Raw genomic sequence first — 26,195 nt, 5'->3', positions numbered from 1 at the left:
GACGGCCACCGCCCGCGTCGCTCTAGGGACGCGGGCGCCGGGGCTAACCGCCGAAGATCGCGCCGAGGTTGACCTCGGTGCCCAGGAACATGGACCCGACGATGAGGATCAGCAGCCCCGGGAGCAGGGTCACCGCCGTCACCATCGTCACCCTCGGGTTCATCCGCTGGGCCTTGCGCCGCATGTACTGGGCGTCCGCCCGGCGCATGTCCCGGCTGATGTCCACCAGGGTGTCGCTGAGCGGGGCGCCCAGCTCCTCGGCCTGCTGGATGGCGGTCACGAACTTGCTCAGCGACTCGTTGCGCGTGCGGCGCCGCAACGTCTCGAAGGCCTCGCGCCGGGACGTCCCCAGCTCCATCTGCTGCAGGGCGAGCGTGAACTCGTCGGCGAGCACACCCGGCATCGACTCCGCCACCCGCGCCACGGCGGCCCGGAACGACATCCCCGCGCTCACCGTCACCGACAGCACGTCCAGGAAGTCCGGCAGCTGCGACTGCACCCGGTCGGCCCGCTCCTGGCCCTGGACGTACATGCTGAGATCGGTCAACCCCATGAACGCCAGCACGACCACGCCCACCAGCGGGCTGCCCACGGCGAACATCAGCAGCCCCAGGGGGCCGTACAGCGCCACCTCGCCGATCTTGCGCCGCACGTACCGTTCCAGGGTCAGCCCGTCCGGCCGCCCCGCCGCCTCCAGCCGTTCGGTGATGGAGGTGCGCATCCGCGGGCTCATCGACGCCAGGACCGACCGGACGAACGGCTTCCCGATCGCCTCCGTGATGCGGTGCAGGACGAACGTCTCGTCGGCCTTGGTCCGTGAGGGGCGGGCGGCCGCGCCCCCCACCTCCACACGGGTCCGCGACAGGGTGAGGTACAGGCCGTAGAAGCCGGTCAGCACGACGAGCGCGCCGGCCAGCGCCATGGCGAACGGGACCAGGGTGGGGAGCACACTCATCGGGGGAGTCCTTCTAGAGGTCGAACTTGGTGATGCGGGACACCAGCAGGAATCCGAGCGCGAACAGCGCGGCCACGACGAGCAGCACCGTCACCCCCGCGACGGACGTGGTCATCACGCGCATGATCCCCGGCTCGATACCGTTGATCAGGAACAGGGCGCCCACCGACATGAACCCCAGCGCCCACACGGTGCTCGTGGTCTCGCTGAGGATGGTCTGCACCTCGCGCCGGGTCTCCTTGCGGTTCTCCAACGTCGTGGAGATGTTGCGCAGCGCCGTGACCAGCGAACCGCCGGAACGCGACGCGACCACCAGGGTGGACAGCAGCACCCCCAGCTCGCGCGAGGGCATCCGCTCCCGCAGCTCCCGTACGGCCTCCTCGAAACTGGCGCCGAGCTTCATCGACTCGGCCATCCGACCCAGCTCCTCCCCGGCGGGCCCGTCCAGCTCGTCGGCGGCCATCGCCACCGCCGTGGGAAGCGCCAGCCCGGCGGAGGTCGCGTTGCCCAGGACCCGCGCCAGGTCCGGCAGTTGGGCGGTGAACTCCTCACGCCGCTTGGCCTCGGCGCGGTTCAGGTAGGAGAAGAACAGGAACGCCACCCCGGCCGCCGCCAGCAGGCCGAAGAACGGCGCCAGGACCTGCCAGACCACGAGCACCGCGAGGAGCGTTCCGCCGGTCAGAGCGAGCACGAACGTCGACAGGCGGATGTCCGCCCCGGACCTGGCGATCCTGCGGTACAGCCGCGAACCCCACTGGGTGCGGTAGATCGCCGCGTCCAGCCGCGCCGTGAACGTGGCCGCCTCGTACTCCGCCCGGTCGAGGGCGCTGCGGGCGGCGATCAACCGGCGCTGCTCGGCACTGGCCACGAACTCCCACAGTGCCCACAGGGCCACGACGAGGACCACGGCCAGACCGCCGAGGATCGCCACGAACTGCCAGTTCACCGGGACTCCAATCGGGTGGTACGGGGTGGGGGCGCCCGGAAGGGCGGGGGGAGGGGGGTCACCGTGCGCCTCCGGCGCCCTCGTCGGGGACGACGCCGAACGCCGCGGGAATGGCCTCGCCCACGTTGTAGATCCGCCCCGCCATGTGCCGCGGCATCGGGAAGTGCCGGTACTCGCCGGACACGGACCGGTTGGGGCCCAGGGGCAGCGCGTCGAACCTCATCACCGGGTCGAGCCGGAACTCCTCGCGGCGTCGGGAGGAGACCACCGCGATCTCGTTCACCCGTCTGGACCCGTCCGGCCAGCGCCCCAGGTGGACGATGGCGTCCACCGCGTTGTTGATCTGGTCGCGGATCGCGTCGTAGGGCACGTTGCCGTCGCCCAGCGTCGCCAGGGTCTGCAACCGGTAGATGGCGTCGTCGGCCGAGTTCGCGTGCACCGTCACCAGAGAGCCGTCGTGGCCGGTGTTCATGGCCTGGAGCATGTCGATGGTCTCCGGGCCGCGCACCTCGCCGACGATGATGCGGTCCGGCCGCATCCGCAGTGCGTTGCGGACCAGGTCGCGGATGGCGATCTCGCCCCGGCCCTCGATGTTGGCGGGCCGGGTCTCCAACCGCACCACGTGCTCCTGCGCCAGTTGGAGCTCGGCCGAGTCCTCGATGGTGACGATGCGCTCGGTGGACGGCACGAACGCCGACATCGCGTTGAGGAACGTGGTCTTTCCGGTGCCGGTGCCCCCGGAGACCACGATGTTGAACCGGGCCCGCACCATGGCCGCCAACAGGATGCCCGTCGGCGCGTCCAGGCTGCCCATCCGCACCAGTTCGTCGATGGGGTAGGGCTTGGGGAAGCGCCGGATGGTGAGGATCGGCCCTGACAGCGACAGGGGCGGGATGATCACGTTGACGCGCTCGCCCGTGGGCAGGCGCGCGTCCACCATCGGTGAGGACTCGTCCACCCGGCGGTTGACCAGCGACACGATGCGGTCGATGGTCTGGTAGAGCTGTTCCTCGCCGTTGAAGGTGGCGTCCACCCGCTGCATCCGGCCGCCGCGCTCGATGAACACGTTGTCGGGACCGTTGACCATGATCTCGGTGACGGTCTCGTCGGCCAGCAGGGGCTCCAGCACCCCCAGCCCGAGGGCCTCGTCCACGACCCTGCGGATCAGCAGCGACCGCTCGCGGTCGGACAGCACCGGCCCCTCGCGGGTGAGGATGTGCCCCACGACCTTCTCCAACCGCACCCGGCGCTGGGCCAGGGTCAGCTGGGTGAGGTCCTCCAGGTTGATCTCCTCCAGGAGGCGCCGCCGCCAGTGCGTCACGCTGGCGCTGTCGGCGCGGCCCTCGACGACGCGGTCCTCTTCGAGGCGGTCCTTCAGACCCATGGCCCTCGTCTCCTTCCCCCCGGGCGGGCGCGGCGCACCGCTCCCGCCTCACACATTGGGCATGTCCACGCGACGCGTCAGCGTCACGTTGAGTCCCGCCGACGAGAACACGATCGGCAGCGGGTGGGACACCTCCACGTAGAACCCGTCGCTGTCGTTGGCGCCGCTGGTGACGGTCGCGTCGTCCAGCCACGCCGGCAGCGCCTCCCGTGCCGCCGCCTCCGCGCCCGGCAGCTGCTGCGCCCCGGCGACCCGGGCGCCCGCGCGGGCCGCCGATTCCAGGCGTTCGACCGCGACGAAGGCCAGGAACGCCTCGATCGCGATGACCGCGACCATGAGCAGGATCGGGAAGATCGCGGCGAACTCCAGGAGCGGTCCGCCGCGGTCGGAGTCGCGCCGCGGTTGGCCGCCGACCAGCGCGCGCCGTACGGCGCCGCCGCGCGGGCGCCCCGGACCGGTGCGGGCCCCGGAGTCCCGGCCGTCCGCCGCGCCGCCCGGGCCGGTGGTCGGTCGGCTCATGGTGTGGACCCCCGCGGCTCCACCTCGGGAACGACCCGGGCCTCACCGGTGATGTCCCACGGTCCGGTGACCCCGGGCAGGAAGATCGGCATGGCGAGGGTGACCTGCGCGAACCGGCCGCCGTCGCGTTCGACGACGGTCACCGACATCACGTCGTCGCCGTCCCAGGGGGGCCGCACCCGCTTGCGTGCCTCCTCGTCGACGCGTCCCATGTCGTCGGGGGTCACGGAGGCCTGGCGCGCGGCCTCGGCGGCACCGTGGGACGCGTACATCGAGGTGATGCCGAGCAGCAGCACCTGCCACACCAGCGCCATCGCCATCATCATGAACGGCACCGCCGCCGCGAACTCCACGATGACCGCGCCGTCGTCGCGTCGGCCGGCCCGGGACCGCGCGGCCGGCGGCTCAGCCATCGAACCCACCCTGGCCTCCTCCGCCTCCCCGCGATCCGGTGCCCGGGTAGCCGCCGGACGGCGACGGGGAGGACCCGTTGGCCGCCCTCCTGGCCGGGTCGGGCACCGACGCGTTGAGGAACCCGGACACGTCGCGCGTGGACGGCGAGAGCGCTTGGCGGTCCGCGAGGGCGGCGAACGACCCCAGGCCTCCGGAGGGCGTGGCCGACCCGCCCTTGCCGCCGTTGCCCGGGGGCGCGGGCGGGCTCAGCAGGTCCAGCTCCGCGGCCAGCCGCGTGAAGGCCTTGCGCAGGCCCTCGTCGGTGACCTTGGTCGGGTCGCCGTTGTTCTCACCGGGTTCGAGCGCCCGGTACGCGGCGGGGACCGGGGTGCGCAGCACCTTGGTGCCCAACAGCTGCTGGAGGAAGTCCGGCTGGATCTCGTTCTTGCGGCTGTGCCGGGTGACCAGCGAGTACACGTCCTCGTGGGAGCGGATCTGCAACCGCTCCCACATGCCCATGAGCCGCTGGGCGCCGCGCAGCGCGGGCACGTCGGGTGTGACGACCACGACCGCGGTGTCGGCCAGCTCCACCGCCATGGCGGTGGCCTCGTTCATGGTCGAACCGCAGTCCACCACCACCAGCTCGTACCGGGAGCGCAGCGCGTTGAGCACCCGGCGGGTGGCGCGGGCGGTGACGTCCTCTCCGCGCTCGCCGTGCTCGGGCGCGAGCAGTACGTGCGGTCCCCTGTGGTCGACGTAGAGGGTCTCGGCGAGCATCCCCGGGGTGATGTCGTCCCCGGCGTCCACCAGGTCGGAGATGGAGCGGCGGTGGCGCAGGTTGAGGAACGCCGGCAGGTCGCCGGTCTGCAGGTCGAGGTCCACCAGGCACACGACCCGGTCGGCGGCAGCCGCGACCATCGCGAGGTGGACGGCGCACGTGGTGGTGCCCATGCCCCCCTTGGCCCCGCTGACGGCCATGATCCTGCCGCGCACGCCCGAGGCGGGCAGGTCGAGGGAGGCCGACTCCAGGTGGCGGCGCAGGGTGCGCGACCACTCGGCGGCCTTCGTGACGCGGGTCTCCAGTTCGGCGATCCCGGAGTCGTGGGGCAGCACGCCCCGGGCCCCGGCCTCCATGGCCCCGGTGAACGTGGCGGGGTCCATGGTGGGGGAGACCAGGAGGATCGCGAGCTGCGGGTGGCGGTGGGACAGGTCGCGGATGGCGTCGAACACCGGGGCGGGCCCCAGCTCCTGGTGGATGAGGACGACGTCGATCTCGGGGAACTCGCCGGCCGCGTCGATCAGTGCGGAGGTGGTGGGCCGGGAGGCCACCAGTTCGGCGCTTCCCAACTCCTCGAAACGCGCGGCCAGCACCATCTCCGTCTCGGAGGTGGGCATGCCCGCAAGGACTCGGAACATCAACGGTTACCCCCCATGCGGCGCGGGCCGCTCGTCGGTCGTCTCGCCCTCGTCGGGGGTCCCGCCCGCGACGAGGTCGTCGAAGTCCCCGCTGCAGAACTCGGTGCCCCCGGGCGAGCCGCCGCCGTCGGCGCTCACCAGGGCCAGCCGGAGCTTGGTGGAGAAGTCCTCCGCGTAGGCGAGCTGGAGCGCCGCCTGCGGGTCGAGGCGGAAGGTCACCGGGACCACCCCTGCCACGCCGCCGTTCTCACCCTCCTGGGAGCGGAGTTCGCCGATGGCGAGGACCTCGACCTCGGTGATGATCCGCACCGCGCAGGCCTCCCCGTGGTCGCGGGGCTGGAAGGTGCCGTAGATGTCCACGAAGGACCCGCGCTGCACCTTGCCCGCGACACCGGTCTCGGCGTCGACCATGATCGCGATCTCCCGCTCACCCGTGGTGAGGGTGGGCTGGGGCTGCACCATCCCGCGCTGGAGGTAGACGCCCTCCTCCAGGTGGGAGGCGGCGACGAGTTCCTGGTCGGCGGGTGTCTCCACGTCGGCAAGGTCGGTGATGAACACCTCGGGGTCGAAGTACATGCTCGGTACCTGCACCCGTTCGACGGAGTCCTCGCCGACGGGTTGGTACGCGTCCACGGACTCCGACAGGCGGAGGACGGTCGCGAACTCGCCGAGGCGTTCCTGCTGGGAGTTGAGGTAGGTGAACACGGAGGCGAACACGGCGACGGCGCCGATGGCGGCGACGACCATGAGCAGCACGCCACGTCGCTGACGGGGGTTCATGAGGGGTCTTTTCCGTTTCCAGTGTCGTCGCGGGGCCGTCCGCTCGTCGGGCCGACGCGGTTGCGGGCCCTAGCGGGAGTAGGTCGTGGGCGTTCCGGGCCACAGGGCGTCGTTCGCGAACGGGGCGCCCTCCGGCCGGTCGGCGGGCGGTGGGGTCGGGCGGCCGTCGGCGGCTCCCCTGCCGCCCGGGGGCGGAGGGGCGCCGTTGGCCGGCGGCTCGGAGGGCGGTGGCGGACCCGGCGGGCGCCGGTCCCGCCCGTGGTCGGGCGCGGGTCCCCGCGCGGGCCCCGGTACGGGTCCGGGCAGGGGGCGCCGCTGCGGCCGGGGCGCGGGTGCGGGCGCCGGCGGCCGTGTGGGCTGCGGTGCCTGGAGCCGTGCGCCGGTCCGGGGGTTGTCGGCCGCGCAGAAGGGGCAGGGCCTGCCCGACATGGGTTCGCCGCACCAGGAGCAGTGGGAGGCGCGGATGGCCCCCGCCGCGTAGGCGAGCGCCTGGGGGTGGGCGCTCAGGGCGACGAACTCCACGTACCGGGAGGTCCCCCAGTACACGGGGCCGAGGGGTTGGGCGGGGAGCGTACGGGTGGCCACCGGCTGGATGGCCTGCGGCAGGTTGTCGTCGAAGACCCCCGTGATGGAGGGGTCGGGTGTGGAGCAGAGCAGCTGGACCGGCTGGACCGGGCGGAAGGGCAGGGTCCGGGCGATGTCGGCCGGTCGCATGCGGCCCACGCGGGCGGTGGGCGCGCAGTAGGCGAGGAAGGACACGGAGGGGGCGAAGGAGCCCATGTGCTGGCGCATCGAGGTGGGGATGGTGGACAGGCCGGAGACCGTCTTCAGCCAGGCGCCCGCGAGCAGGTGCCGGGGGAGTTCGTCGCAGAGGGCGGCGACCATGCCCGGCGGGAGGTAGGGCGCGAGGTAGGCGAGCTGGTCCGCGATCAGCGACAGCGCGAGGGGGGAGAGGTCCACGCCGATCCCCGCGACGTGGTCGGTGCGCATCGCGCCGCGCGCGAAGTTGATCGCGCGTTCCGCGTCCTCGGACTGCCAAGCGGGGTAGAGCGCGACGACCTTGCGGCCGGCGTCGACCTGCTGCCTGGCGAAGGCGACGAACGCCGAGCTGCGCTCCCCGATGCCCTCGCCCCGCATCGAGAACCGCTGCGCCTGGACCTCGCCCACATGGCCCGTGCTGGGGATATCCGCCAACAGGGCGACGGTCGTCGCCGACCGCGGTTGGGCTCTGGACACTGGGCAAGCTCCATCGGTTCTGCGCACTGGGGAGAGATCTGAAGCCGGGTGGCCTCCCGCGTCGAAGGAGTCACCCCAACGCATCGTAACGAATGTGTGGCTGAAGGGGGGAGACCTCGTATTTGTCGCCATTGAACACGGGGTGCGGGGTGGCAGAGAGGGGCGGGGGTGGGAAACCGGCGGACGCGGCTCGGGGGGCGGGTCTCCCGCGCTGGCGGAAGGGGATCGGTTCGGGTTCGGTCCTGTCTCCCCCTTCCGGGCGGTCGACAGGCGGCGTTGGCCGCATGTGGCCAAGGTGTGGACAGGCCCATCTGTGCCTGTTTGGTGGTCATTTGTATGAATTGTCTGAGTTGTCTGCGTGGTGGGTGCGTGTTCGTCGCCTCGCCTCCGTTCTCCACACCCAAGAATGCCCCTCCGACCCGCGCCCCACCAGTGTCCACGGCCGAACTGTGGAAAACTCCCCGGCCGGAACGGGTGTCGCATGCGTCTCGTCCGGGGTTGGGTTGCTCCCCCCGGGGAACGAATCGAGGAGATTTCGCGTCATATCTTGAGAAGTCACTTGCCCCCTGAGGAGACCAACGATGCGCAAGGCAAACCGCGCCGCGGCCGGAGCCGCCGCCTGGCAGGTCATCCAGAACACGGACACCGACGTCTCGGTCTGGAAGCGGGTCGGGGCCGTCCCGCGGATGCTCGGTGCCAAGATGCGTGGCCGCTACCCCGACCTGACCAGTCCGAAGCTGCTCGGCATGCTGGCGCTGGCGCTCTACATCATCTCGCCGATCGACTTCGTTCCCGAACTCTTCATCCCGCTGCTCGGCCTGGCGGACGACGTCGGCGTCGCCGTGTGGCTGACCACCATGGCGCTGGGCGAGAGCGAGCGCTTCGTCCGGTGGGAGCGGCAGAACCAGGCCCAGCAGGCCTTCCACCAGGCCAACCAAGCCGGTCGGGACGGCGCCCGCCCGGACGGCCCGGGCCAGGCCGACCCCGGGCACGGGGGATTCCCCGGCCACGACGTCCGCGACGGCGCCGGGCAGGCCGCCGCTCGGAAGCCCTGACGTACGGGAGGGCCCGGCCGGGCGGACCCGGCGGGCCCCGCCGTGCCGACGCCTCCACGGGTCCCGCGTGTCACCGCACACGCGGGACCCGTCGCGTTCGTCCGCCGCCGAGGCCCCAGCCGTCGGGCGGTGTCCGAAGCCCGCAACGGTTCAGCCGGAAATGTTGATGGTGTGACCTCTGTTACCCCTGTGGCTTCGCGGTCGAACTGACGGCGCCCCTCGGGCGCTCGCGGCCCCCGCTCGCCGCACCGCTCGGGCGGGGCCGGGCGCCCGGCCCCGCCCCGGGGTCACGGCGTTCCCGTCACCTCCCGGTACGACGCGTGGTCGAAGTCCGCGTGGCAGCCGGTCCCGGCGAGGTCGTGGACCCACAGGCCGAGGAACGCGCCGGTGAAGCCCCAGGCCCGCACCAGACCCGCGTCACCCTCCCGGTCCGGGTGGCCGCCCCCCACCCCCTCCCGCTCGGCCGCGTGGTCGTCCGAGAGGATCCCCGCGTCCAGTGCCACACCCATGTCGGTCCACCGGAGGCCGTCCCGGGAGAGGGCGAACCGCAGCTCGGCCCCGTCGACCCGGGCCCTCATGTGGCAGCGCTCCCAGCCCTCGACCACGATCCGGTGGCCGACCTCCCGGAACCGGCCCCGGTCGCACGTGAGCACCCTCGCGAACAGCCCCTCCTCCTCGTCGAAACCGACCCGCAGGTAGTGCCAGTGCCTGGTGTTGTAGTACGCGGTGAGCCCGGCCATCTGCTGGAAGGTGCGGGTCCGGAACTCCATGACCGTCTCCATGACGCACCGCTCGTGCTGGACGCGCCGCGCCACCAGGCTCGGCGACCGGGTCCCCGCCGGGGACTGGCCGCCCCGGACGCGCAGGTGCCCCGGGCGCTCCGTCAACGACAGCCAGTCCCCGGAGGCGTGGCGCCGCAGCGTGCTCCACTCCGGGCGCAGCACGGCGCCGTCGAAGCCGTCCACCTCCGGCGGCTCCGGCCACGGGTGCGGCTCCAGGCCGGGGCCCGGGACCTCCTCGTGCGGCACCGCGCCCGCCACGCGCGGCCACCCCTCGGGCGACCACTCCACGCGCTGCAACGCGGTCTCCCGGCCGCGCACGCACCGGCCGCGCTCGGTCAGGGGACGCGACGCCAGGTGGGCCAGGAACCACTCGCCGCCCGGGGTCTCCACCAGGCTCCCGTGCCCCGCCTTCTGGAGGACCAGGGAGGGGTCGGGGCGCGAGGTCAGGGTGGGACCGGCCGGATCCGGTTCGTAGGGACCGTCGATCCCGCGCGACCGCGCCACCGTGACCTGGTGGTCCCATGTCGTGCCGCCCTCGGCGGTCACCAGGTAGTACCAGCCGTCCCTGCGGTACAGGTGCGATCCCTCGGTCACACCCGCCTCGGTCCCGGTGAAGATCAGTCGCGCCTCGCCCACCAGCCGCATCGCGTCGGTGTCCAGCTCCTGGAGCAGGATCCCCTTGAACGCGTTCCTGCCGGGGCGCCAGTCGTTCAGGTTGGACAGCACCCAGCTGCGGCCGTCCTCGTCGTGGAAGACCGACGGGTCGAAGCCCATGGAGTGCAGCGGCACCGGGTCCGACCACGGGCCGGTGACCTCCCGGGCGGTGGTCACGATGTTGGGGGTGTCCCAGAAGCCTCCCGCGTAGTTCTCGACGTTGGTGAAGATCAGGTAGAACAGCCCGTCCTTGTACGACAGGCAGGGCGCCCACACCCCGGCGGAGTCCCGGCGCCCCGTCAGGTCCAGGAGCCGCGACTCGGTCAGGGCACCGCCCAGGGGGCGCCAGCGGACCAGGTCCCTGGAGTGGTGCAGGACCACCCCCGGGCACCATTCGAAGGTCGAGGTGGCCAGGTAGTAGTCCTCCCCGACCCGCAGGATCGAGGGGTCGGGGTGGAACCCCGGCAGGACGGGGTTGGTGATGGTCCCGGAGAGCGCGGCGGTGGCGGGGACGGTCGTCATCGTTGCCTTTCGTCTGTGCGGTACGTGTCGTCGGGGGAGGGGTTCCTACTTGCCGAACCCCGCGGCCAGGCCGCTCAGCAGGTGTCTGCGCCCGAACAGGTAGAGGGCGAAGATCGGCAGGGTCGAGAGGACGACGGCGGCCATCAGGCCGGGCACGTCGGTGCCGTACTGGGTCTGGAAGGACCACAGGCCCAGGGGCAGGACGCGGTTCTCCTCGCTCTGGGTGAGCACCAGCGGGAAGAGGAAGTTGTTCCAGGCGTTGAGCCCCACGAAGATGGCGACGGTGACCACGCCGGGGCGCGACAGGGGGAGCACCAGGCGCAGGAACGCCTGGAGGTTGGTGGCGCCGTCCAGGGCCATCGCCTCGTAGAGTTCGCCGGGCACGTCCCGCAGCGAGCTGGTGAGCACCACGATGGAGATCGGCAGCGTGAACGCGGCCGTGGGAAGGATGATCGCGGTGAGGCTGTCGTACAGGCTGAGCCGGGTGATGATCAGGTAGATCGGGATGATCACCGCCTGGGCGGGGACCGCCAGCCCCAGCAGGAACAGCAGGAACGCCACGCGGAGGGCGCGGCTGCGGCCGCGCACGATCGCGAACGCCGCGGGCAGGGCCACGGCGAGGACCAGCGCGACGGAGCCGCACGCCACGACCAGGCTGTTGGCGAGGAACCGCAGGAACCCCACCTCGAAGACGTTGAGGTAGTTGTCCAGGGTCAGGGTGTCCGGCAGGGCCAGCGGGCCGTCGGCCATGTAGTCGCCCGGACCGCGCAGGCTGGTGACGAGCAGGTAGTAGATCGGCACCGCCACGACCACGAGCCACAGGGCGGCCCCGATCCCCCCGCCGACGGAGGGCCTGGTTCGGGAGGCCATGTCACATCCCCTCTCTCTGGCTGGTCATCCGGGCGTAGCCGGTCACGCGCACCACGAGCAGCGACAACCCGGTGCCGATCACGACCAGCAGCACCGCGATGGCGCTCGCGTAGCCCATCTCGAAGGCGATGAAGCCCTGGTTGTACATGTGCAGCGGCAGGATGCGGGTGGCGTTGCCCGGGCCGCCGTTGGTGAGCAGCAGGACGGTCTCGAAGTAGGTCATCGACCCGACCAGGATCAGCACGGACGAGGCGATGACCGTGTGCCGCAGCTGGGGGACGGTGATGTGCCAGAACCGTCGGAACGGGGAGGCACCGTCGAGTTCGGCGGCCTCGTAGAGGGAACGCGGGATCTGCCGCGCGGCGGCCTGGTACAGCAGCATGTGGAACGGCAGGAACTGCCACAGCAGGATGAGGACGATCGCGTACAGGGCCAGTGAGCTGTTGCCGAGCACGTTGCCGTCGGGGAGTCCGATCCAGGGGCCGACCTGGGAGGGGAGGCCGAAGTTCGGGTCGAGCAGCGCCTTCCAGATCAGGGCGATGGCGGCCGTGGACAGCAGGAGGGGGAGGAAGAAGACGGCGCTCGCCACGGCCCGTGCGCGCTGGTGCCCCGCGGCCCACGTGCCGAAGGCCAGGGCCAGCGGGGTCTGCGTCGCCCAGCACAGCGCGGTCAGGGTGAGGGTGACGGCGAGCCCGCGGCCGACGTCGCGGTCGCCCGGGAGCGCACGCCAGTTGTCCAGGCCCACCCACTGCGGGGACCCGAGCCCGTTCCACGCGGTGAGGCTGAGGTAGACGACCACCACGACGGGTGCCAGGCCGAACAGTCCGAAGAACAGCAGGGCCGGAGCGGCCCAGGCGAACCCGGGCCGCTCCGCGGGGGTCGCGGTCCTCACAGGTACTGCTCCATGTCCTGGGAGAACTCCTCGGGGGTGATGTCGCCCAGGAAGAGCAGTTGGAGGTTGGTCAGCAGGGCCTGCGAGGCGGACGGGGACAGCGCCTGGTCCCACGACTGGGTGAAGCTCGGCGCCTCCGAGACCAGCTGGTGGGTGAACGTGGCGAAGTCGGCGTGCTCGCTCTCCCGGAGCCGGTCCTCGACGCCCACGACGGCGGGCACCTGGCCCGCCTCGATGAGCCCGTCGACGTACTCGTCGGAGGCGAAGGTCTCGACGAGGAAGTCCACGGCGGCCTCGGTGTGGGGGCTGTCGGCGTTGACGGAGAAGTAGTTGCTGGGGTTGCCGACGATCGCGCCGGGCTCGCCCTCGCCGCCCTCCACGGCCGGGAAGGCCGTGTACCCGAGGTCGCCGCTCGCCATGAAGTCGGGGCTGTCCTGCTGCTGGCGGGCGATGTCCCAGGTGCCCATGAGGAACATGGCGGACTCGCCCGTGGCGAGGAGCGCCGAGGCGCTGCCGTTGTCGTAGTCGATGGAGCTGAAGTTGGTGCCGAAGGCGCCGCGCTCCGTCAGGTCCTGGCACATCTCCATGGCCTCGACGACCGCCGGGTCGCTCCAGGCGTCCGCCTCGCCGTCGATGACGGCCTGGAACTTCTCCGCCCCGCCGACCCGCTCCACCAGGTACGAGAACCACATCAGCTGGGTCCAGCCCTGGGCGCCGGGCAGGGTGATGGGGGTGACGCCGCGCTCCTGGAAGGTGTCGACGGCGTCGAGCAGCTCGTCGTAGGTCTCGGGGGGCTCGATGCCCGCCTCCTCGAAGACCGCCCTGTTGTGGAACAGCACGACGGGTTGCACGCCCAGGATGGGCACACCGTAGTGGGCGTCGTCGATCCGGGCGACGTCGAGCACGCTCGGCAGGAAGGCGTCGCGGAAGTCCGGGTGGGCCTCCAGGTCGTCGGTCAGGTCGACGGCCTGGCCGGCGTCGACGTACTGCGACAGGTTGCCGCCGCCCCAGTTGAAGAACACGTCGGGCGCGTTGGGCGAGCCGAGTGCCACCTGGAGCCGCTGCTTGTAGGAGTCGTTGACGTAGGTGACGAGTTCCGCGGGGACGTCGCCGGAGGCGTTGTAGGACTCGATGCCCGCTTCGACGAGCTCGTTCACCGCGGCGTCCTCCAGGGCCCACACCTGGAAGGCGTCGCCGTCGCCGGGGCCGGTCGTCCCGCATCCCGTGGCCAGGAGCATGGCCAGGGCGAGCGAGGTTCCGCCGATCACACGTATCCGGTGGGTGCTTCTCATGGGGACACCGTTCTTCCGTCGGGGGGAGACGTGAGTCGAAATCCTCGAAAGATTTCGATATGTTTCGGTTGGCATGACGCTAAGTTGTGCGCGGGGACGCGTCAAGGCCCCCTCTGATTTCGGGTAGGTTACGGTGGATGTTCTCGAAAGGTTTCGAGATAGGATCCGGAGGGGCCGCGAACCTCACCCGGCCCGGACCCGACGAGGAGGCGCATGCCACAGCGACGACCCACCCTGGCGGAGATCGCCCAGGAGGCGGGGGTCTCCGTCCCGACCGTGTCCAAGGTGCTGAACGGCCGCCTCGACGTCGCCGCGGAGACCCGCCGCCAGGTGGAACGGCTCCTGGAACAGCACCGCTACCAGCCGCGCAGGCACCGGGACGACCGGACGGTCGGGCTGATCGACCTGGTCTTCCTCGACCTGGGGAGCCCGTGGTCCATGGCGATCCTCGACGGGGTCGAGGAGGTCACCCACGAGGCGGGGTTCGGCATCGTCGTCTCGGCCGTCCACGACCGCAGCCGGACCAGGCCGGGGCGCAAGTGGCTGGACAACCTCCAGGCGCGCAACTCCGACGGGGTGGTCCTGGTCCTGTCGGAGCTGTCCGCCGCACAGCACGCACAACTGGCGGCGCTGGGCATACCCGTGGTGGTGGTGGACCCCGTCGGGGACCTCGCCAAGGACGTCCCCGCGGTCGGCGCCACCAACTGGGCCGGGGGCGTGGCCGCGACCGAGCACCTCATCGGCCTGGGGCACCGGCGCATCGCCACGCTGAGCGGGCCCCCCGACGTGATGTGCAGCAGGGCGCGGGTGGACGGCTACCGCAGCGCCATGCGCGACGCCGGCCTCACGGTCCCGGACGACTACGTCCGCTACGGCGACTTCCTGCTGGACACGGGGAGGACGGAGACGGCCGCGCTCCTGGAGCTCCCCGAGCCGCCCACCGCGATCTTCGCGGGATCGGACCAGATGGCCCGAGGGGCCTACGGGGCCCTGTTCGACCGCGGGCTGCGCGTCCCGGACGACGTCAGCGTGGTCGGCTTCGACGACCTGCCCGAGGCGCTGTGGGCGACTCCGCCGCTGACCACGATCCGCCAGCCCCTCCGCGACATGGCGCAGATGGCCGCGCGCATGCTGCTCGACCTGGTCGGCGGGAACCGGCCCGAGACCACCCGCGTGGAGATGGCCACGCGTCTGGTGGAGCGCAGCAGTACGGCCCCGCCCAAGGACTGACGGTTCCGGAGGCCGTGCCCGGTGCCGGGTGCGCGGGGGTGCGTGTCCGGGGGCGGACGGTCACGGGAGGGCGGCCGGGGCGTGCGGCGGGACGCCCCTCACGCGCGGGTCAGGTGCCGTCCCACCCGTCCTCGTCCTCGTCGTCCCAGTCGTCGTCCGCGTCCTCGCTCCCCGGGCCGATGCGGACCACCTCCAGGTCCAGGCTCTCGGCGGGGCGGCCCAGGGCCGAGGCGAGCGCGCGCAGCGCCTGCCCCTCGGCCGCGGCCTCGCTGAGCGCCACCGGGAGGTGCAGCGCGGCGGGCAGGTCCTCCTGCGCGGGGAACCGGGTGTGCCACCCGGCGCCGTCGCACAGCACGGCCGCCGCGTAGTAGGGGGCGTCGTCGCCGCCGTCGTGCCCGAAGAGGGTCACGTCGACGTCGTCGGGGGAGACCCCCAGACGGTCGGCGACGACCTCGGACATCGCGTCGGCCAGTCCGGCCTCGTCGTCGCCGGTCACGACAGCGTCGGGGCGTCCCGGCAGCTCGACGACGGCGCGCCGGGTCCGGCCGTCGCCGGTGACGATGCCGAAGTGGTGTGTGTTCACAGGGCCTCCTCGCGAGGATCAGGAGTCTCGCACGCCGGGCGGGCCCCCGGACAGGGGTTTTCCGGGGCGGCTTCCGGAAACCGCGGGGTCCGGGCCCGGCCCGTCCAGTGTGCCCGCCCGTGCGCGCGCAGGTGTGCGCGGGGGCCCGTGGAGTCAGAGGGCGTCGGCGAAGGGGTCGGAGCCCAGGGGCAGGCCCGCCTCCTCGTCGGTGAGCAGGCACGAGTCCAACAGCGGCACCAGGCGGGCGGGGTCCAGGTCCACACCGGTGAACGCGAGGTGCTGGCGGCGGTCGCCGATCACCGGGTCCCAGTCCAGGAGTGCGGAGGCCCGGCGGATCTCCGGGACGAGGTCGGCCGCGGCGCCGGGGAGCGCCCCCAGCCAGGGACCCCTGCTCTCCAGCAGCAGGGCGTCGTTGTAGGCGTCCCACACCAGGAGGGTGTCCGGTCGGTCGGCGAGCCAGATCCTTCCCCGGCCGCGCAGGCCGGACGCCACGATCCGCTCCAGTGCCCCGTGCAGCCGCTCGGGGTGCAGGGGGCGCTTGCGCGTCCAGGTCACGGTGCTCACCCGGCCGTCCAGCCGCTCCGCGTACTGCGCCCAGGCGGGGTCGAGCCTGTGGGCCGCCGCCCCGGTGTCGAAGCGACCGTGCGTCAGGTCGGCCGACCGACCGCCGGGCGGGAGGACCGCGGCGGCCGGGTTCAGCTGCTCCAGCAGGGCGCGGGCCTCGTCGAGGTGCCGCGAGCCGTGCAGGGAGAGCACCGTCGGGTACTCGACCTGGTGGGCGAGCACCTCGGCGACGGCACGCTCGTCCTCCGCGGACAGGTCCAGCGCGCGGTCGCGCACGTCGTCGTGGCCGGACAGGTCCGGCAGCAGGCGCTCGGCGTCCACGGCGCCGATCACGGCGGACAGCCGCAGCTCCGCCCGCGCCGCGACGGCCTCGCAGACGCGCCGCGGCTCGACCCCCTCCCAGACCTCCACCACGCACAGGGTGTGCTCGCCCCGCGCGGCGAGCTCCAGGAGCGCGGGGACCAGGTCCTCCTGCAGGGCGCAGGACACGCACGGGTGGTCGAGGTGGACGCGGCCGTGCTCGACCTGCCCCGTCCGGTCGCGGACGACGCGGTGGACGACGCCCTCGCGGATCCCGCAGAGGTCGTGGTGCACGGCCACGGCGCCGGGCTCCGCCGCGAGCAGCTCCTCCACCGTCCGTCCGCGCGCGTTCCGGTGCAGGCCGCACACCACGGCCACGCGCATGGGGGTCGTCGGTTCCATCCGGGGACACCCTTCTTCGTCAGGGACCACTGTTGCGAAAACGATAACCATTACCGTATCGCACGGGGTGACGCCGCCCGGGCCCCGGCCGGGGCGGGCGGGTGGCGGGAGCGTCCTCCGGGGCCGCTTTCGGCGTCACGCTGCGCCGGGGTCGGGGACGATCAGGTCCACCATGCGGTCCACCATGGACTCGGCGGCGTCGTCGGCGAGGACGTCCGGCAGGGTCAGGTGTTCGACGAACAGTCCGGTCATCGCCAGGTAGAGCGTCACCACGGTGGTCCGGTCCCCGGGGAACCCGCCCTCCAGGTGGGTGCGCACGTTCTCCTCCAGGGTGTCCTTGATCGTACGGGTCAGCTCCTCGCGGATGCCCGGATGGCGGTTGGCCTCCAGGCGCAGCTCCAGCAGCGCCAGGTAGCCGTTGCGGTGGAGTTCGATGCGCCGCAGCAGGTCGCGCATGCCCAGGCGCGTCTGCTCCCGGGTCGGCTCGGCGTCCACGAACCGGGCCATGAACTCCTCGGTGGGGGTCAGCCGCACGTGGACGTGCGCGCCCGCCTGGAGCAGGAGTTCGGCGCGGTTGGCGAAGTAGTTCGACGCGGTGCCCTTCGGTACCTCCGCGCGTGCGTCGACCGCGCGGAAGGTGAGTCCCCGCGCCCCCTCCTCGGCCAGGACGTCGATCGCCGCGTCCAGGAGGGTGCGCCTGCGCTCGGGGTTCTGTCGCATGGTTCTCGTGTCTCCAGTCGTCGGGAAATGCGCGCTTGCTACAACCACTTTGAGTGTAGTACTTTGACCGAAGTGGTCAAGAACGGACTCGGGGAGAACCGCGTGAATATCGACCTCATGGGCATGGCTGTACTGTGCGACGACCCGCGCGCCGGCGCCGAGTGGTTCGTCGAGCACATCGGATTCGAGATCAACGTCGACATCGGCTGGTACGTCAACACCCAGCACGCGCAGCACAAGAACCTGTCGCTGGACTTCGTGCAGCGCGACCACGGGTCCCTCGGCGAGGGGATGCTCGGCGCCTCGGTGGCGGGCACGCTCGTCGCCTTCCTGGTCCAGGACGTGGACGCGGAGGAGAAGCGACTGAGAGAGGCAGGGCTGGAGTTCGTCCTGCCGCTGGTCAGCGAGCCCTGGGGGCAGCGTCGCTTCCAGGTCGCCGGGCCGGAGGGACTCTTCGTGGAGATCCTCCAGCTGGTGGCCCCCGACCCTCAGTGGATGAAGGACAACGGCTTCGCGCCGGAGTAGCCGATCCGGGCGCACGGGCCGCCGGGGAAACGCCGCGGGGCCGGTCGGACGACCGGCCCCGCGGCGTGTGCGCCGAGAGGCGGCTCAGAAGTGCTCGGCGAGCGGCCCCAGTACCGGGACCCACTCCTGGGCGGAGACCTCCGCCACCAGGCCCTGGATCCGGAAGGGGTCCTTCTCGGTGTGGGCCACCGCGGCCTCCTTGGAGTCGGCCCGGAACAACAGCAGCGCGCCGGGGGCCTCCTCCGGGCCGAAGGGCCCCGAGCACAGGTTGACGCCCTGCTCGGAGAGCCCGCCCAGGTAGTCCCGGTGGGCCGGACGGTGCTCGTCGCGCGCAGCGGCGCTGTCGTCGGCGTAGGTGTAGGTGACGGCGAAGACGGCCATCGGGTTCCTCCCGGAAGGTGTGGTCGGGCGGCGGGCACCGCGCTCGCCGCCACTGTGCCACAGACGCCCCGGAACCCGTGACCGGGACCGGGCCGTCCCCGCCTTCCCCGGCGCCCGCTGTGCTGGTGGTCGCGCCGGTGCCCGCCGTCACGTCCGGGCGAGGGCGTGCTCCCACACGCCCTGGACGGCGACCACGCCGAGCCAGACGACGGCGGTGATCGCGGCCGCGGTCAGCACCGCTGTGGCGAGGTAGACGGCCACGGCGATGGTTCGGCGCACGCCCCGGTGCGCATGGCCCCGGTAGGTCATCGGGATCCCCCCACGCGTTCGGGCCGGGACGGGCCGGGGCCGAACGGCCCGACCGTGTCGGCCGCCCCGCACGAGTCGTCCGCACTGTCCGCGCCGTTCGCGCCGATCACAGGGCCGTCCCGCGCGTCGCCCGCCCTGGGCGGAGCCGGCTTGGACGCGAGTCCGAGGGGAGCACCGGACAGGGGAGCCGCACCGGCCGACCGCTCCGGCCCGGGCGCGGTCGGCGCGTGCCCACCGGAGCGCTGCGCCGGAGCGGGCACGTGGGCGGCGAGCATGCCCGCGAAGGCGGCGGGCTCACCGGCCAGCACCCACCGCAGCAGTGTCGCGAGGCCGGGGTCCGGCGGACCGGCGCCGTCGGTGGCCGCGGTCAGGAACACCCGCACCTCCCCGAAGTCGGCCGCCGCCTGCCTCAGCAGGTTGCCGAGGCCCAGGGTCCGCTCCGCCCATTCCCCCGGGGCCACCCCGCAGGGCGCGACGGAGGTGCCGCGGACCAGGTCCCCGCGGGTGACCACCACCGCCAGGCGGGTCCGCGACCGCCGGAACCGGAGCGCCCGGCCGGACATCCGGTACTGCCGCTGGATCTCGTCGCGCACCGCCCCGTACGCCAGTTCGGGATCGCGCGTGAGCGACCGGTCCCCCGACAGGCGCGACCGCTCCCCGGCGGTCATCGCCCTCCACACCGCCTCGATGCCCAGGGGGTCCACCGCCAGCACGAACGTCGACGCCTGCCCCAGGTAGGTGAGTTCCTCGGCCGTCGCCGACCGGTCGCACCGCTCCCCGGCCGCGTCGAACACCTGGAGGAGCAGGGTCCGCCCCTCGGCGCCCACCCGTACCGTCAGCCCCCGGACCTCGGCGCCCCGGGGGACCGGCGCCGGCCGGCGGCCCGCCGCCGGAGCCCGACCACCGTCGCGCGGCCGCGGGGCGCTCTCCCCGCCGACGGTCTCCACGAACGCCTCCGGGGAGTTGCGCGCGGCCTGCGCCAGCGCCGTGCTCATCCCCGCCACCAGCCGTGTCTTGCCCGCCGCCGCGCCCCCGAACAGCGGCAGCACGAACTCCCTGGCCTCTCCGGGCCGGTGCTCCAGACCCCGGTCGCAGTGCGGGCACAGGGCGTCCAGGTCGGCCGAGCCCAGCAGGAGCAGCGTCGGCAGGGGGGCGCCGCACAGGCATCTGCGCCGCACCAGCCCCCGCAGCCCCGGACGGATCGCGCCGTGCCTGCGCTGACACCGCGTGCACAGGTACGCCGGATAACCGAGCCTCAGGAAGCACCCCGGACACACCATCCGTACCCGCCGGACCACCAGCAGCCCGGCGTCCGCGACCCGCAGCGCCCCCACGAGCGTCCAGGCCGCCGCCAGGTACACGGTCACCAGCAGGGCGTGGACCGCGAAGTGAACCCCCAGGAACACACCCCACAGGGCCGACGAACTCCAGGTCCGGCGCACGATCGCCCTCAGGTCCCACCAGGCGGGACCCCCGTGGTAGGCGCGGTGGGCGGGGTCGTCCCCGGTGCCGGGCAGCGGTTCCCCGGGGCGGCCGTCACCGAACATCACGTCGTGCGTCCGGCGGAGGTACAGGCCCGACAGCACGCAGGCCCCGATCACGGCGGCGGCGACGCCCGCGGCCACGACGGCGCTGACCAGGATCGCCAACAGCCACCAGCGCAGAACGTAGACGGCCACCAGGCCGAGCACCACCGCCGCCGCGACCGCGCAGACCAGCCCCAGGTCCGCGTCGCCGTCGTCCCGCCGCGACCACGGCGCCCCCGCCCGTCCCGCGTCGGAGGCCCGGCCCCTGGCCTGCCTCCGGGCGGCGCCGTCCTCCCCGCCGGCGCGTGTGGTGCCCGCGTCCCGATCCCCTCCCGTCGAACCCCTCACGACCGCCGCCCGCCTCCCCAACGGCCGAGCCCGAACCGTTTCCGTTCCCGGTCCTCGCGCCGCAGCCGCGCCCACTCGTCGAAGGCGGCCGTCCCCTCCCGGGGCAGGTGCCTGCGCAGCCCCACCAGGTGACGCCGGCGCCACGCCGCCACGGCGGGCGACAGCACCGCGGAGTCCAGGTGCCGCGCCCGCTCGTGCCCCGCCAGCCCCGCGTGCCCCGAAGCCAGGTACACCACCGCGGCGGTCGCCGTGTCGGGCCGCTCGTCGGCCAGCCGGGCCGCGACCACCCCGCAGAAGGCCCCGAACACGTCCTCGGGGCAGTCCCGCAGGGCCGAGGCCAGCGTGCCGGGGCTGCGCCACCCGGACAGCACGCGCACGACCATCCGCAGGGCGACGGCGTCCACCGCCGGATGGACCTCCCGGACCGCCCGGTACACGGCGGCGAGCCGTCCCGGCCCCTGCTCCTCACCGGCCAGTCGGAGCCCGGACAGGGCGGGGCGGACCTCCGACCACTCCACGACCACGCGCTGGCCGGCGACCGGCAACCGGTCGCGGAGCCAGTGCCGGGACACCTCGTCGACCAGGTCCCGCCACGCCCGCTCCGCACCCGCGGCGGGCGCGGACACCATCGCCTCGGTCACCCAGGCGCCCACCCCCGGGGACACCAGGACCCCGGGGCGCATCGCACGCAGGGTCAGCAGGGCGGAGTGGGGGCCGTGCCCGGGGCCCCACACCTCCGTCAGCAGGGCGGCGTCCAGGTCGTGCTCCGCCAGGCCCGGCGCGTTCGACGCCCGGCCCTCCCTGCGCACCGACACCACGTGGGCCAGCAGCCCCACCGGGTCGGCGCGGTTGTCGGTGGCCAGCCGGCGCAGTTCGCGCAGGCGCGCGCTGGAACCGTCGCGGTCCTCGGCGAACAGGGCGCCGACCGGCCCGACCGCCACGTCCGCCAGCAGGGTGCGCGGAAGCCCGGCCAAGGCCTTCGCGGCTCCGCGCCGCACCTCGTGGTGGTGGGCCAACAGGGCCGCCACGGCGGGATCGGGGGGAGCGGCCGGCGCCGGGCCCCGGCCCGCCGGCTTCGCCTGCTCGGAGGGCGACCCGGGCCCCGGGTGCGGCCCTCCGCACCCGACCGCGGCGGGGCCGCCGGGCGGCGGGTCCGCCAACAGCGGCGCGACCGTCTCGCGTCCGTACCTCTCCAGGCTCACCTCCGACGGCGCCAGCCCTCCCGCGCGCGCCCACCGCAGCAGCTCCACGGCCCGGTCGGGCCCGACCGGGCCCTGTGCCGCACCGGCCGCCGTGCCGCCGCCCCCGCCCGCCGACTCTCCCCGGTCCGACCGTTCCCGCTCGCCCGGCGCACCGCCCAGGAGGACGGAGATGCGCTCCCTCGCGGCAGCGCGCACCGACTCCGAGCGCATCGGCGCGACCCGGGGGGCGGCCCCGCCCGCGGCGATGCAGTCGAGGGACCGGTGCACCAGGAGGCGTTCGAGCCGTTCGGTGACCCCGTCCGCCCCCGCCAGGTGCGCCACCCGCTGCAACCCGGCCAGAGCCCCGTCGTCCAACGACTCGGCGCCGGCGTCCAGAACCCGGGTGACCAGGGCGGCCGTGTCGCCGGGGGCCAGCCAGTCCACCGCCTCCGCCAGCCACTCGCGGACCGCGCGCAGGTCGGCGGGCCCGGGGGAGCCGTCGTCCAGGACCACCGCGGCGGCCATCACCGGACGCCAGTCCGCCAGCAGGCGCTCCCGCCCCGACGCGTAGGCGGCGGTCCTGCGCCACAGCCCCACGGCGCCGCGCGTCCCCGACCGGGTCAGCCGTTCGGCGACCGCGCGCGACCGCTCGTCGGGCTCGGGAAGCCCGCCAGGTGGGTCCGACTCCGGGTCGTACACCGTGAACCGGCCCTCCCACGGTGCGGTGTCCGAACCCGGAGGCACACCGATGACGTGCACCGGAGTCTCGTCCGGACTGCCGCTGTACGTCGCGAACGACAGCAACCGCGCCCGCTCCGGCGGCAACAGGTGTGTCAGAGCCGCCACCCAGCGGGCCACGGAGCCGCTGTCGGCCACGAGCACGAGGGGGCGGGCGCCCTCCACGGCGTCGTCGGCGCCGACGAGCAGGCGTGCGACCGCCTCCGGGGACCGGCTCCGCAACCAGGCGTCGGTGCTGGTCCGGTCCAGGGGACCGCACCGGACCTCCAACACCGGCAGCTCGGTGTCCTCGACCGGTGCGTCCGCCCAGAAGCCGGCGTCCCACAGCTCGGCGGGCAGCGGCCCCGTGCCCCCGACGGCGAGGTCCGCGGCGTCCCCGGGGCCCACCGGCAGCAGGCTGTGCGCGAAGTAGTTGCCCGGGCGCCCCGAGGGGTCGTCGCCGCTGGACACGACCCGGCTCAGCACCGGCGTCCCACCCAGGTCCGGCGAGTAGCAGAGGTTGACGGGGTGCTCGGCGGCCCGGTCGGCGGAGGACCGGCGCGGGGGCTCGTAGACGGTGAACCGTTCGACCTCCCTCAGGACCCGGGGGTCCACCCCCGGTGTGGCCGCGTTGAACTGGTATCCCGCGTACCCCGACAGGCCGTGTTCGCACGAGGTGTAGTAGAGCTGAGCGAAGCCCATCGGCGCGCCCTTCCGGTCGTTCTGGTCGTTCGCGGGGGAGCCGGCGGTCGGTGGGACCGCCTCCCCGGCACGTCGCACTGCGGCCCCCGGTCAGGGACCCTCCCGTGAGGGGACCACCCCGAACTCGCCGAGCATCCACAGGAACGGGTCGGCGACCCGGTAGGGACGCACCCCTCCCCTGACCCGGTTCCCGCCGTCGGGGGTGCAGCCCAGCGCGGACACGCCGAAGTAGCGGGCGTTGCGGTAGTGGTTGCGCACGTGGCCGTCGACACCGCCGCCGTCCCACCGGTGCAGGAGCTGCTGGATCTGGGCGTGCACGTCCTGGCTGTCGGAGTCGTCGAAGAACGGCGCCCCCGGCTGGGGCCGGTGCAGGGGCGACCCCGCGTCCAGTTGGCCGCGCAGCGCGTCGATCTTGGTCAGGCACACCGCGATGGGCACCCGGATGAGCCGGTTGGCCGTCCCCGGCCGTTTCATGAGCAGGTCGGTGACCCGGCCCAGCATGTCCAGCGGCTGGTTCTCCGGACGACCGGGCGCGGGCATCCGCGTCCCGGCCGGGACCAGTCCGCGGGCGCCCTCCATCTGGAGGGGGTCCAGCAGCAGGATGACCCCGTCGGCGTTGTTGAGGTACCGGAGGTTGGCCTCGACACTCGCCTCGGACGTCAGGTCCTCCCCGGCGGTGTCGAAGAACGACAGCAGCGTGTGCTGCGGACGCCTGCCGGTCAACCCGCGCCGGGGCGCCGTGAACCGGAACACCAGCGGTTCACGCGTCGTCCCGGTGCGCCGGGTGGCTCCCAGCAGACGTTCCTCCTCGTACAGCGGTGTCTCGTACTCGGCCCTGAACCGGTGGCGCGTGTGGTCGTCCGAGCCCCCCACCGACGCGCCGAACCTGGCGCCCACCCGGTTCATCAGCTCGTGGATGAGCACCGTCATGAACACCGTCTTGCCCGCGTCACGGGCTCCGACCAGGGCGATCATGCGACTGCGGGTGCGGCCGAAGTTCACCGGCAGCTGGGCGTGGCAGGTGGCGCACACCTGCTTGCCGGTGGGCGCCGAGCACTCCGGGCAGGCCGCCAGGGCCCGCCGGCCGTCGGCCTCGAACACCGGGGGGAGCCGTTCGCGCCACCCCAGCTGGGCCCGGATCGCCGCGTCCTCGACCGGTGCGCAGACCCGGCCCCCGGGGCCGGGCCGACCGGTGCAGCGGAACCGGATCAGGCGCTCGGTGAACCGTGTGTAGCAGTACGGGCACACGAGGCGGCGGCCGTCCAGGGGGCTCAGGGCGTGCAACGCGTCCAGGGCCCTCACAGGCGCAGTTCCTTCACCGAGGGCTGGCGCAGGCCGGCGGCGCCGTCGTCGCCTGCGGCGGCGGGGAAGCACATCAGCCAGCCGGGTCCCGCCCCCCGGGGAGGCCGCACACGCACCGAGACCCGCTCGCCCGCCCGCAGGGGCCGGGCCGACAGGGTCGCCAGGACGTGCCCCTGGGCTCCCGAGTGGGGCTGCACCGCCCCCTCGGCGTAGACCACCGACACCTCGGGCATGGCGCAGGCCCGCTCCGCGACCAGGTGGACCACCCGTGCGCGCCGCAGCAGCCCGACCGGTTCGACGTGGTAGGCGATCACCGACCTGCCCGGAACGGTGACGGACGCGGGGGCGCTCACCGCCTCCTCCCCGCCCGACACCACGACGGCGCGGACGTCCACGCGCACCGGATCCGGTCCCATGGGCTCCTCGAAGCCGCCGTCCGCCTCGTACTGGCGCCGGATGCACCGCAGTGCCACCCCGGACCGATCTCCGGCGCCGCCCTGCGGGTCCGGCCGCCAGGAGACCAGGGCCGCGGCGGCGCCGTCCGGCCACGTCCACACCAGCCGGACCGAGGTGTCGAAGCGCTCGGCGCGCAGCCCCTCCACCGGCGGGGCGTTCGTGATCCGCACCGAGTCGCCCACCACCGCCCGGTCGCCCGCGACCGTCGCCGCCAGTACGTGGCTGGTACCCGCGCCCAGGACCAGCTCCACCCGCTCGCACCCCGCCCCCGGGCCCTCCTCCGGAACGGGCCCGGGCTCCTGGAGCACCTCCGGTCCGTGGGCGGCCAGCTCGTCGGGGTCGACCACCGTTCCCGGCGCCCACCTCGCCGCCTCCGGGCCCACTCTCAGGACGACCCGTCCACGGGACGGCCGCGTCCACCGGGCCCGTATGCCCGCCCCGCCGTCCGCTGCCAGGGTCAGGTCGCTCACCGGTGCGGGGAGCGGGCCCGGGCTCGCACGCCGGAGAAGGCCCGCCGACGCCCGGGCGTGCCCGTCCGAGGTCAGGTACACCGCCCTGACCAGGTAGAAGTACTCCGCGCCCGGGCCAACGCCGACGTCCCGGAACCCCGTACCGTCCGTCTCCACCCGCACACCGTCGCCCGCCCCCCGCGGCGCCGCCCCCTCGCCCCGCCGCACCTCCACGCGCACCGCCTCCGCCGGGGGCCGCCACGAGGCGGAGACCGACACGTCGTCGGCGCGCACCCGGAGGTCGCACACCTCCGGTGTGATCATCACCGGGCACGTCTGCGCGGCCTCCGACACGTCGCGGCCGTCACGCACCGCCACCACCGCGTACCGGACCTCCGCGCCCACCGGTGCGCCGACGTCGGTGATCTCGGTTCCCGACAGTCCGCCCACCGGGACCTCGCGCGACGTTCCGGCCCTGCCGGTCCGCCGCGCCACCCGGTAGGTGACCGCGCCGGCCGGGCTCGGGCTCGGCTGCCAGGACACGACCACGTCCCGGCCGTCCACGCGGGCACGCGCCTCCGGCGGAGGCAGCAGGGGCTCCGCCACCCGCACCCCGTCCTCGTAGCGTCTGCGGTCCTGTGCGTCCCAGGGCATCGTGCCGTTCCCCTCGCGCTCGTGGTGGTCGTCCGCGTTCTCCGGGGGCATGGCGCAGCGTTCTCACGCGCTGTGTTGTGCACGAGCATACGCTCGACGGCCTTCGTGAATGGGGAGAACACATGACTTGGACGCCCATCGGTGCGCATA

General features: G+C 73.5%; 24 protein-coding genes. 3 read left to right on the top strand and 21 right to left on the bottom strand.

Features of this window, described 5'->3' with window-relative positions; translation table 11 throughout:
* Window positions 1-43: 43 nt before the first annotated feature.
* The 8 genes from Q8791_RS01145 to Q8791_RS01110 form a co-directional block, all read right to left on the bottom strand.
* On the bottom strand, window positions 44-955 hold the full coding sequence (locus Q8791_RS01145) for a type II secretion system F family protein (RefSeq protein ID WP_330089651.1): 912 nt from the start codon (window positions 953-955) through the stop codon (window positions 44-46).
* Window positions 956-968: 13 nt separating this feature from the next.
* The gene (locus Q8791_RS01140) at window positions 969-1,901 is read right to left on the bottom strand and encodes a type II secretion system F family protein (RefSeq protein ID WP_330089650.1); all 933 of its coding nucleotides are present in this window, start codon (window positions 1,899-1,901) and stop codon (window positions 969-971) included.
* A 58-nt stretch (window positions 1,902-1,959) separates the two neighbouring features.
* The gene (locus Q8791_RS01135; RefSeq protein ID WP_330089649.1) at window positions 1,960-3,285 is read right to left on the bottom strand and encodes a CpaF family protein; all 1,326 of its coding nucleotides are present in this window, start codon (window positions 3,283-3,285) and stop codon (window positions 1,960-1,962) included.
* 48 nt (window positions 3,286-3,333) lie between these two features.
* A complete protein-coding gene (locus Q8791_RS01130) occupies window positions 3,334-3,804 on the bottom strand; it encodes a TadE/TadG family type IV pilus assembly protein (RefSeq protein ID WP_330089648.1) in 471 nt (156 codons plus the stop codon).
* Window positions 3,801-4,217 carry a TadE/TadG family type IV pilus assembly protein gene (locus Q8791_RS01125; RefSeq protein ID WP_330089647.1) on the bottom strand — a complete coding sequence of 139 codons (417 nt, stop codon included), beginning with the start codon at window positions 4,215-4,217 and terminating at the stop codon, window positions 3,801-3,803. Before Q8791_RS01125 ends, Q8791_RS01130 begins: the two co-directional genes overlap by 4 nt.
* The gene (locus Q8791_RS01120; RefSeq protein ID WP_330089646.1) at window positions 4,210-5,616 is read right to left on the bottom strand and encodes an AAA family ATPase; all 1,407 of its coding nucleotides are present in this window, start codon (window positions 5,614-5,616) and stop codon (window positions 4,210-4,212) included. The genes Q8791_RS01125 and Q8791_RS01120 overlap by 8 nt, the downstream gene beginning before the upstream one ends.
* A 3-nt stretch (window positions 5,617-5,619) precedes the next feature.
* Window positions 5,620-6,393, bottom strand: a complete 774-nt coding sequence (gene cpaB, locus Q8791_RS01115; RefSeq protein ID WP_330089645.1) for a Flp pilus assembly protein CpaB — start codon at window positions 6,391-6,393, stop codon at window positions 5,620-5,622.
* Window positions 6,394-6,462: 69 nt separating this feature from the next.
* The gene (locus Q8791_RS01110) at window positions 6,463-7,587 is read right to left on the bottom strand and encodes a hypothetical protein (protein WP_330089644.1); all 1,125 of its coding nucleotides are present in this window, start codon (window positions 7,585-7,587) and stop codon (window positions 6,463-6,465) included.
* 623 nt (window positions 7,588-8,210) lie between these two features.
* Between Q8791_RS01110 and Q8791_RS01105 the strand changes: the two genes are divergently transcribed.
* Entirely contained in the window at window positions 8,211-8,684 is a 474-nt protein-coding gene (locus Q8791_RS01105) for a YkvA family protein (protein WP_330089643.1), read from the top strand.
* A gap of 287 nt (window positions 8,685-8,971) precedes the next feature.
* Here the strand turns inward: Q8791_RS01105 and Q8791_RS01100 are convergent, their stop codons facing one another.
* The 4 genes from Q8791_RS01100 to Q8791_RS01085 are packed head-to-tail and all read right to left on the bottom strand — an operon-like array spanning window position 8,972 to window position 13,696.
* Window positions 8,972-10,642 carry a glycoside hydrolase family 43 protein gene (locus Q8791_RS01100; protein ID WP_330089642.1) on the bottom strand — a complete coding sequence of 557 codons (1,671 nt, stop codon included), beginning with the start codon at window positions 10,640-10,642 and terminating at the stop codon, window positions 8,972-8,974.
* A 45-nt stretch (window positions 10,643-10,687) separates the two neighbouring features.
* A complete protein-coding gene (locus tag Q8791_RS01095; RefSeq protein WP_330089641.1) occupies window positions 10,688-11,512 on the bottom strand; it encodes a carbohydrate ABC transporter permease in 825 nt (274 codons plus the stop codon).
* 1 nt (window position 11,513) lies between these two features.
* Window positions 11,514-12,404 carry a carbohydrate ABC transporter permease gene (locus tag Q8791_RS01090; RefSeq protein ID WP_330089640.1) on the bottom strand — a complete coding sequence of 297 codons (891 nt, stop codon included), beginning with the start codon at window positions 12,402-12,404 and terminating at the stop codon, window positions 11,514-11,516.
* Window positions 12,401-13,696 (bottom strand): ABC transporter substrate-binding protein, encoded by a 1,296-nt coding sequence (locus Q8791_RS01085; RefSeq protein WP_330089639.1) that lies wholly within the window; start codon window positions 13,694-13,696, stop codon window positions 12,401-12,403. Before Q8791_RS01085 ends, Q8791_RS01090 begins: the two co-directional genes overlap by 4 nt.
* A gap of 213 nt (window positions 13,697-13,909) precedes the next feature.
* Between Q8791_RS01085 and Q8791_RS01080 the strand changes: the two genes are divergently transcribed.
* On the top strand, window positions 13,910-14,926 hold the full coding sequence (locus Q8791_RS01080) for a LacI family DNA-binding transcriptional regulator (protein WP_330089638.1): 1,017 nt from the start codon (window positions 13,910-13,912) through the stop codon (window positions 14,924-14,926).
* A 109-nt stretch (window positions 14,927-15,035) separates the two neighbouring features.
* On the opposite strand, the gene Q8791_RS01075 is transcribed toward Q8791_RS01080, so the two are convergent.
* The 3 genes from Q8791_RS01075 to Q8791_RS01065 all read right to left on the bottom strand — a co-directional run bounded on the left by Q8791_RS01075 (window position 15,036) and on the right by Q8791_RS01065 (window position 17,495).
* Window positions 15,036-15,509 carry a hypothetical protein gene (locus tag Q8791_RS01075; protein WP_330089637.1) on the bottom strand — a complete coding sequence of 158 codons (474 nt, stop codon included), beginning with the start codon at window positions 15,507-15,509 and terminating at the stop codon, window positions 15,036-15,038.
* Between the two features lie 153 nt (window positions 15,510-15,662).
* Complete coding sequence (locus Q8791_RS01070) at window positions 15,663-16,757, bottom strand: CobW family GTP-binding protein (protein ID WP_330089791.1); 1,095 nt, start codon at window positions 16,755-16,757, stop codon at window positions 15,663-15,665.
* A gap of 153 nt (window positions 16,758-16,910) precedes the next feature.
* The gene (locus Q8791_RS01065) at window positions 16,911-17,495 is read right to left on the bottom strand and encodes a TetR/AcrR family transcriptional regulator (protein WP_330089636.1); all 585 of its coding nucleotides are present in this window, start codon (window positions 17,493-17,495) and stop codon (window positions 16,911-16,913) included.
* Between the two features lie 102 nt (window positions 17,496-17,597).
* Here Q8791_RS01065 and Q8791_RS01060 point away from each other — a divergent pair, with 102 nt between their 5' ends.
* Window positions 17,598-18,020, top strand: coding sequence for a VOC family protein (locus Q8791_RS01060; RefSeq protein ID WP_330089635.1), 423 nt, complete (start codon window positions 17,598-17,600; stop codon window positions 18,018-18,020).
* 84 nt (window positions 18,021-18,104) lie between these two features.
* Here the strand turns inward: Q8791_RS01060 and Q8791_RS01055 are convergent, their stop codons facing one another.
* The 6 genes from Q8791_RS01055 to Q8791_RS01030 all read right to left on the bottom strand — a co-directional run bounded on the left by Q8791_RS01055 (window position 18,105) and on the right by Q8791_RS01030 (window position 26,096).
* Window positions 18,105-18,401, bottom strand: coding sequence for a YciI family protein (locus Q8791_RS01055; RefSeq protein WP_330089634.1), 297 nt, complete (start codon window positions 18,399-18,401; stop codon window positions 18,105-18,107).
* Window positions 18,402-18,548: 147 nt separating this feature from the next.
* On the bottom strand, window positions 18,549-18,680 hold the full coding sequence (locus Q8791_RS01050) for a hypothetical protein (protein ID WP_330089633.1): 132 nt from the start codon (window positions 18,678-18,680) through the stop codon (window positions 18,549-18,551).
* A gap of 26 nt (window positions 18,681-18,706) precedes the next feature.
* Entirely contained in the window at window positions 18,707-20,584 is a 1,878-nt protein-coding gene (locus Q8791_RS01045; RefSeq protein WP_330089632.1) for a TRAFAC clade GTPase domain-containing protein, read from the bottom strand.
* A complete protein-coding gene (locus Q8791_RS01040; RefSeq protein WP_330089631.1) occupies window positions 20,581-23,184 on the bottom strand; it encodes a GTPase-associated protein 1-related protein in 2,604 nt (867 codons plus the stop codon). Before Q8791_RS01040 ends, Q8791_RS01045 begins: the two co-directional genes overlap by 4 nt.
* 90 nt (window positions 23,185-23,274) lie before the next feature.
* Window positions 23,275-24,486 (bottom strand): TRAFAC clade GTPase domain-containing protein, encoded by a 1,212-nt coding sequence (locus tag Q8791_RS01035; RefSeq protein WP_330089630.1) that lies wholly within the window; start codon window positions 24,484-24,486, stop codon window positions 23,275-23,277.
* On the bottom strand, window positions 24,483-26,096 hold the full coding sequence (locus Q8791_RS01030) for a hypothetical protein (protein WP_330089629.1): 1,614 nt from the start codon (window positions 26,094-26,096) through the stop codon (window positions 24,483-24,485). Before Q8791_RS01030 ends, Q8791_RS01035 begins: the two co-directional genes overlap by 4 nt.
* Window positions 26,097-26,195: the final 99 nt, after the last annotated feature.

Source organism: Nocardiopsis codii (assembly GCF_036327455.1).
Taxonomy (GTDB): Bacteria; Actinomycetota; Actinomycetes; order Streptosporangiales; family Streptosporangiaceae; genus Nocardiopsis; species Nocardiopsis codii.
Note: the sequence above shows the minus strand (reverse complement) of the source record. Positions and strands in the feature narration are given on the sequence as shown.

What these genes read in the sequence shown, in the direction of transcription:
- Q8791_RS01100 (WP_330089642.1), bottom strand. Translation starts at nt 10,642, where the DNA reads ATGACGACCGTCCCCGCCACCGCCGCGCTCTCCGGGACCATCACCAAC.
- Q8791_RS01105 (WP_330089643.1), top strand. Translation starts at nt 8,211, where the DNA reads ATGCGCAAGGCAAACCGCGCCGCGGCCGGAGCCGCCGCCTGGCAGGTC.
- Q8791_RS01070 (WP_330089791.1), bottom strand. Translation starts at nt 16,757, where the DNA reads ATGCGCGTGGCCGTGGTGTGCGGCCTGCACCGGAACGCGCGCGGACGG.
- Q8791_RS01125 (WP_330089647.1), bottom strand. Translation starts at nt 4,217, where the DNA reads ATGGCTGAGCCGCCGGCCGCGCGGTCCCGGGCCGGCCGACGCGACGAC.
- Q8791_RS01095 (WP_330089641.1), bottom strand. Translation starts at nt 11,512, where the DNA reads ATGGCCTCCCGAACCAGGCCCTCCGTCGGCGGGGGGATCGGGGCCGCC.
- Q8791_RS01130 (WP_330089648.1), bottom strand. Translation starts at nt 3,804, where the DNA reads ATGAGCCGACCGACCACCGGCCCGGGCGGCGCGGCGGACGGCCGGGAC.
- cpaB (WP_330089645.1), bottom strand. Translation starts at nt 6,393, where the DNA reads ATGAACCCCCGTCAGCGACGTGGCGTGCTGCTCATGGTCGTCGCCGCC.
- Q8791_RS01085 (WP_330089639.1), bottom strand. Translation starts at nt 13,696, where the DNA reads ATGAGAAGCACCCACCGGATACGTGTGATCGGCGGAACCTCGCTCGCC.
- Q8791_RS01055 (WP_330089634.1), bottom strand. Translation starts at nt 18,401, where the DNA reads ATGGCCGTCTTCGCCGTCACCTACACCTACGCCGACGACAGCGCCGCT.
- Q8791_RS01040 (WP_330089631.1), bottom strand. Translation starts at nt 23,184, where the DNA reads ATGGGCTTCGCTCAGCTCTACTACACCTCGTGCGAACACGGCCTGTCG.
- Q8791_RS01065 (WP_330089636.1), bottom strand. Translation starts at nt 17,495, where the DNA reads ATGCGACAGAACCCCGAGCGCAGGCGCACCCTCCTGGACGCGGCGATC.
- Q8791_RS01080 (WP_330089638.1), top strand. Translation starts at nt 13,910, where the DNA reads ATGCCACAGCGACGACCCACCCTGGCGGAGATCGCCCAGGAGGCGGGG.
- Q8791_RS01145 (WP_330089651.1), bottom strand. Translation starts at nt 955, where the DNA reads ATGAGTGTGCTCCCCACCCTGGTCCCGTTCGCCATGGCGCTGGCCGGC.
- Q8791_RS01030 (WP_330089629.1), bottom strand. Translation starts at nt 26,096, where the DNA reads ATGCCCCCGGAGAACGCGGACGACCACCACGAGCGCGAGGGGAACGGC.
- Q8791_RS01135 (WP_330089649.1), bottom strand. Translation starts at nt 3,285, where the DNA reads ATGGGTCTGAAGGACCGCCTCGAAGAGGACCGCGTCGTCGAGGGCCGC.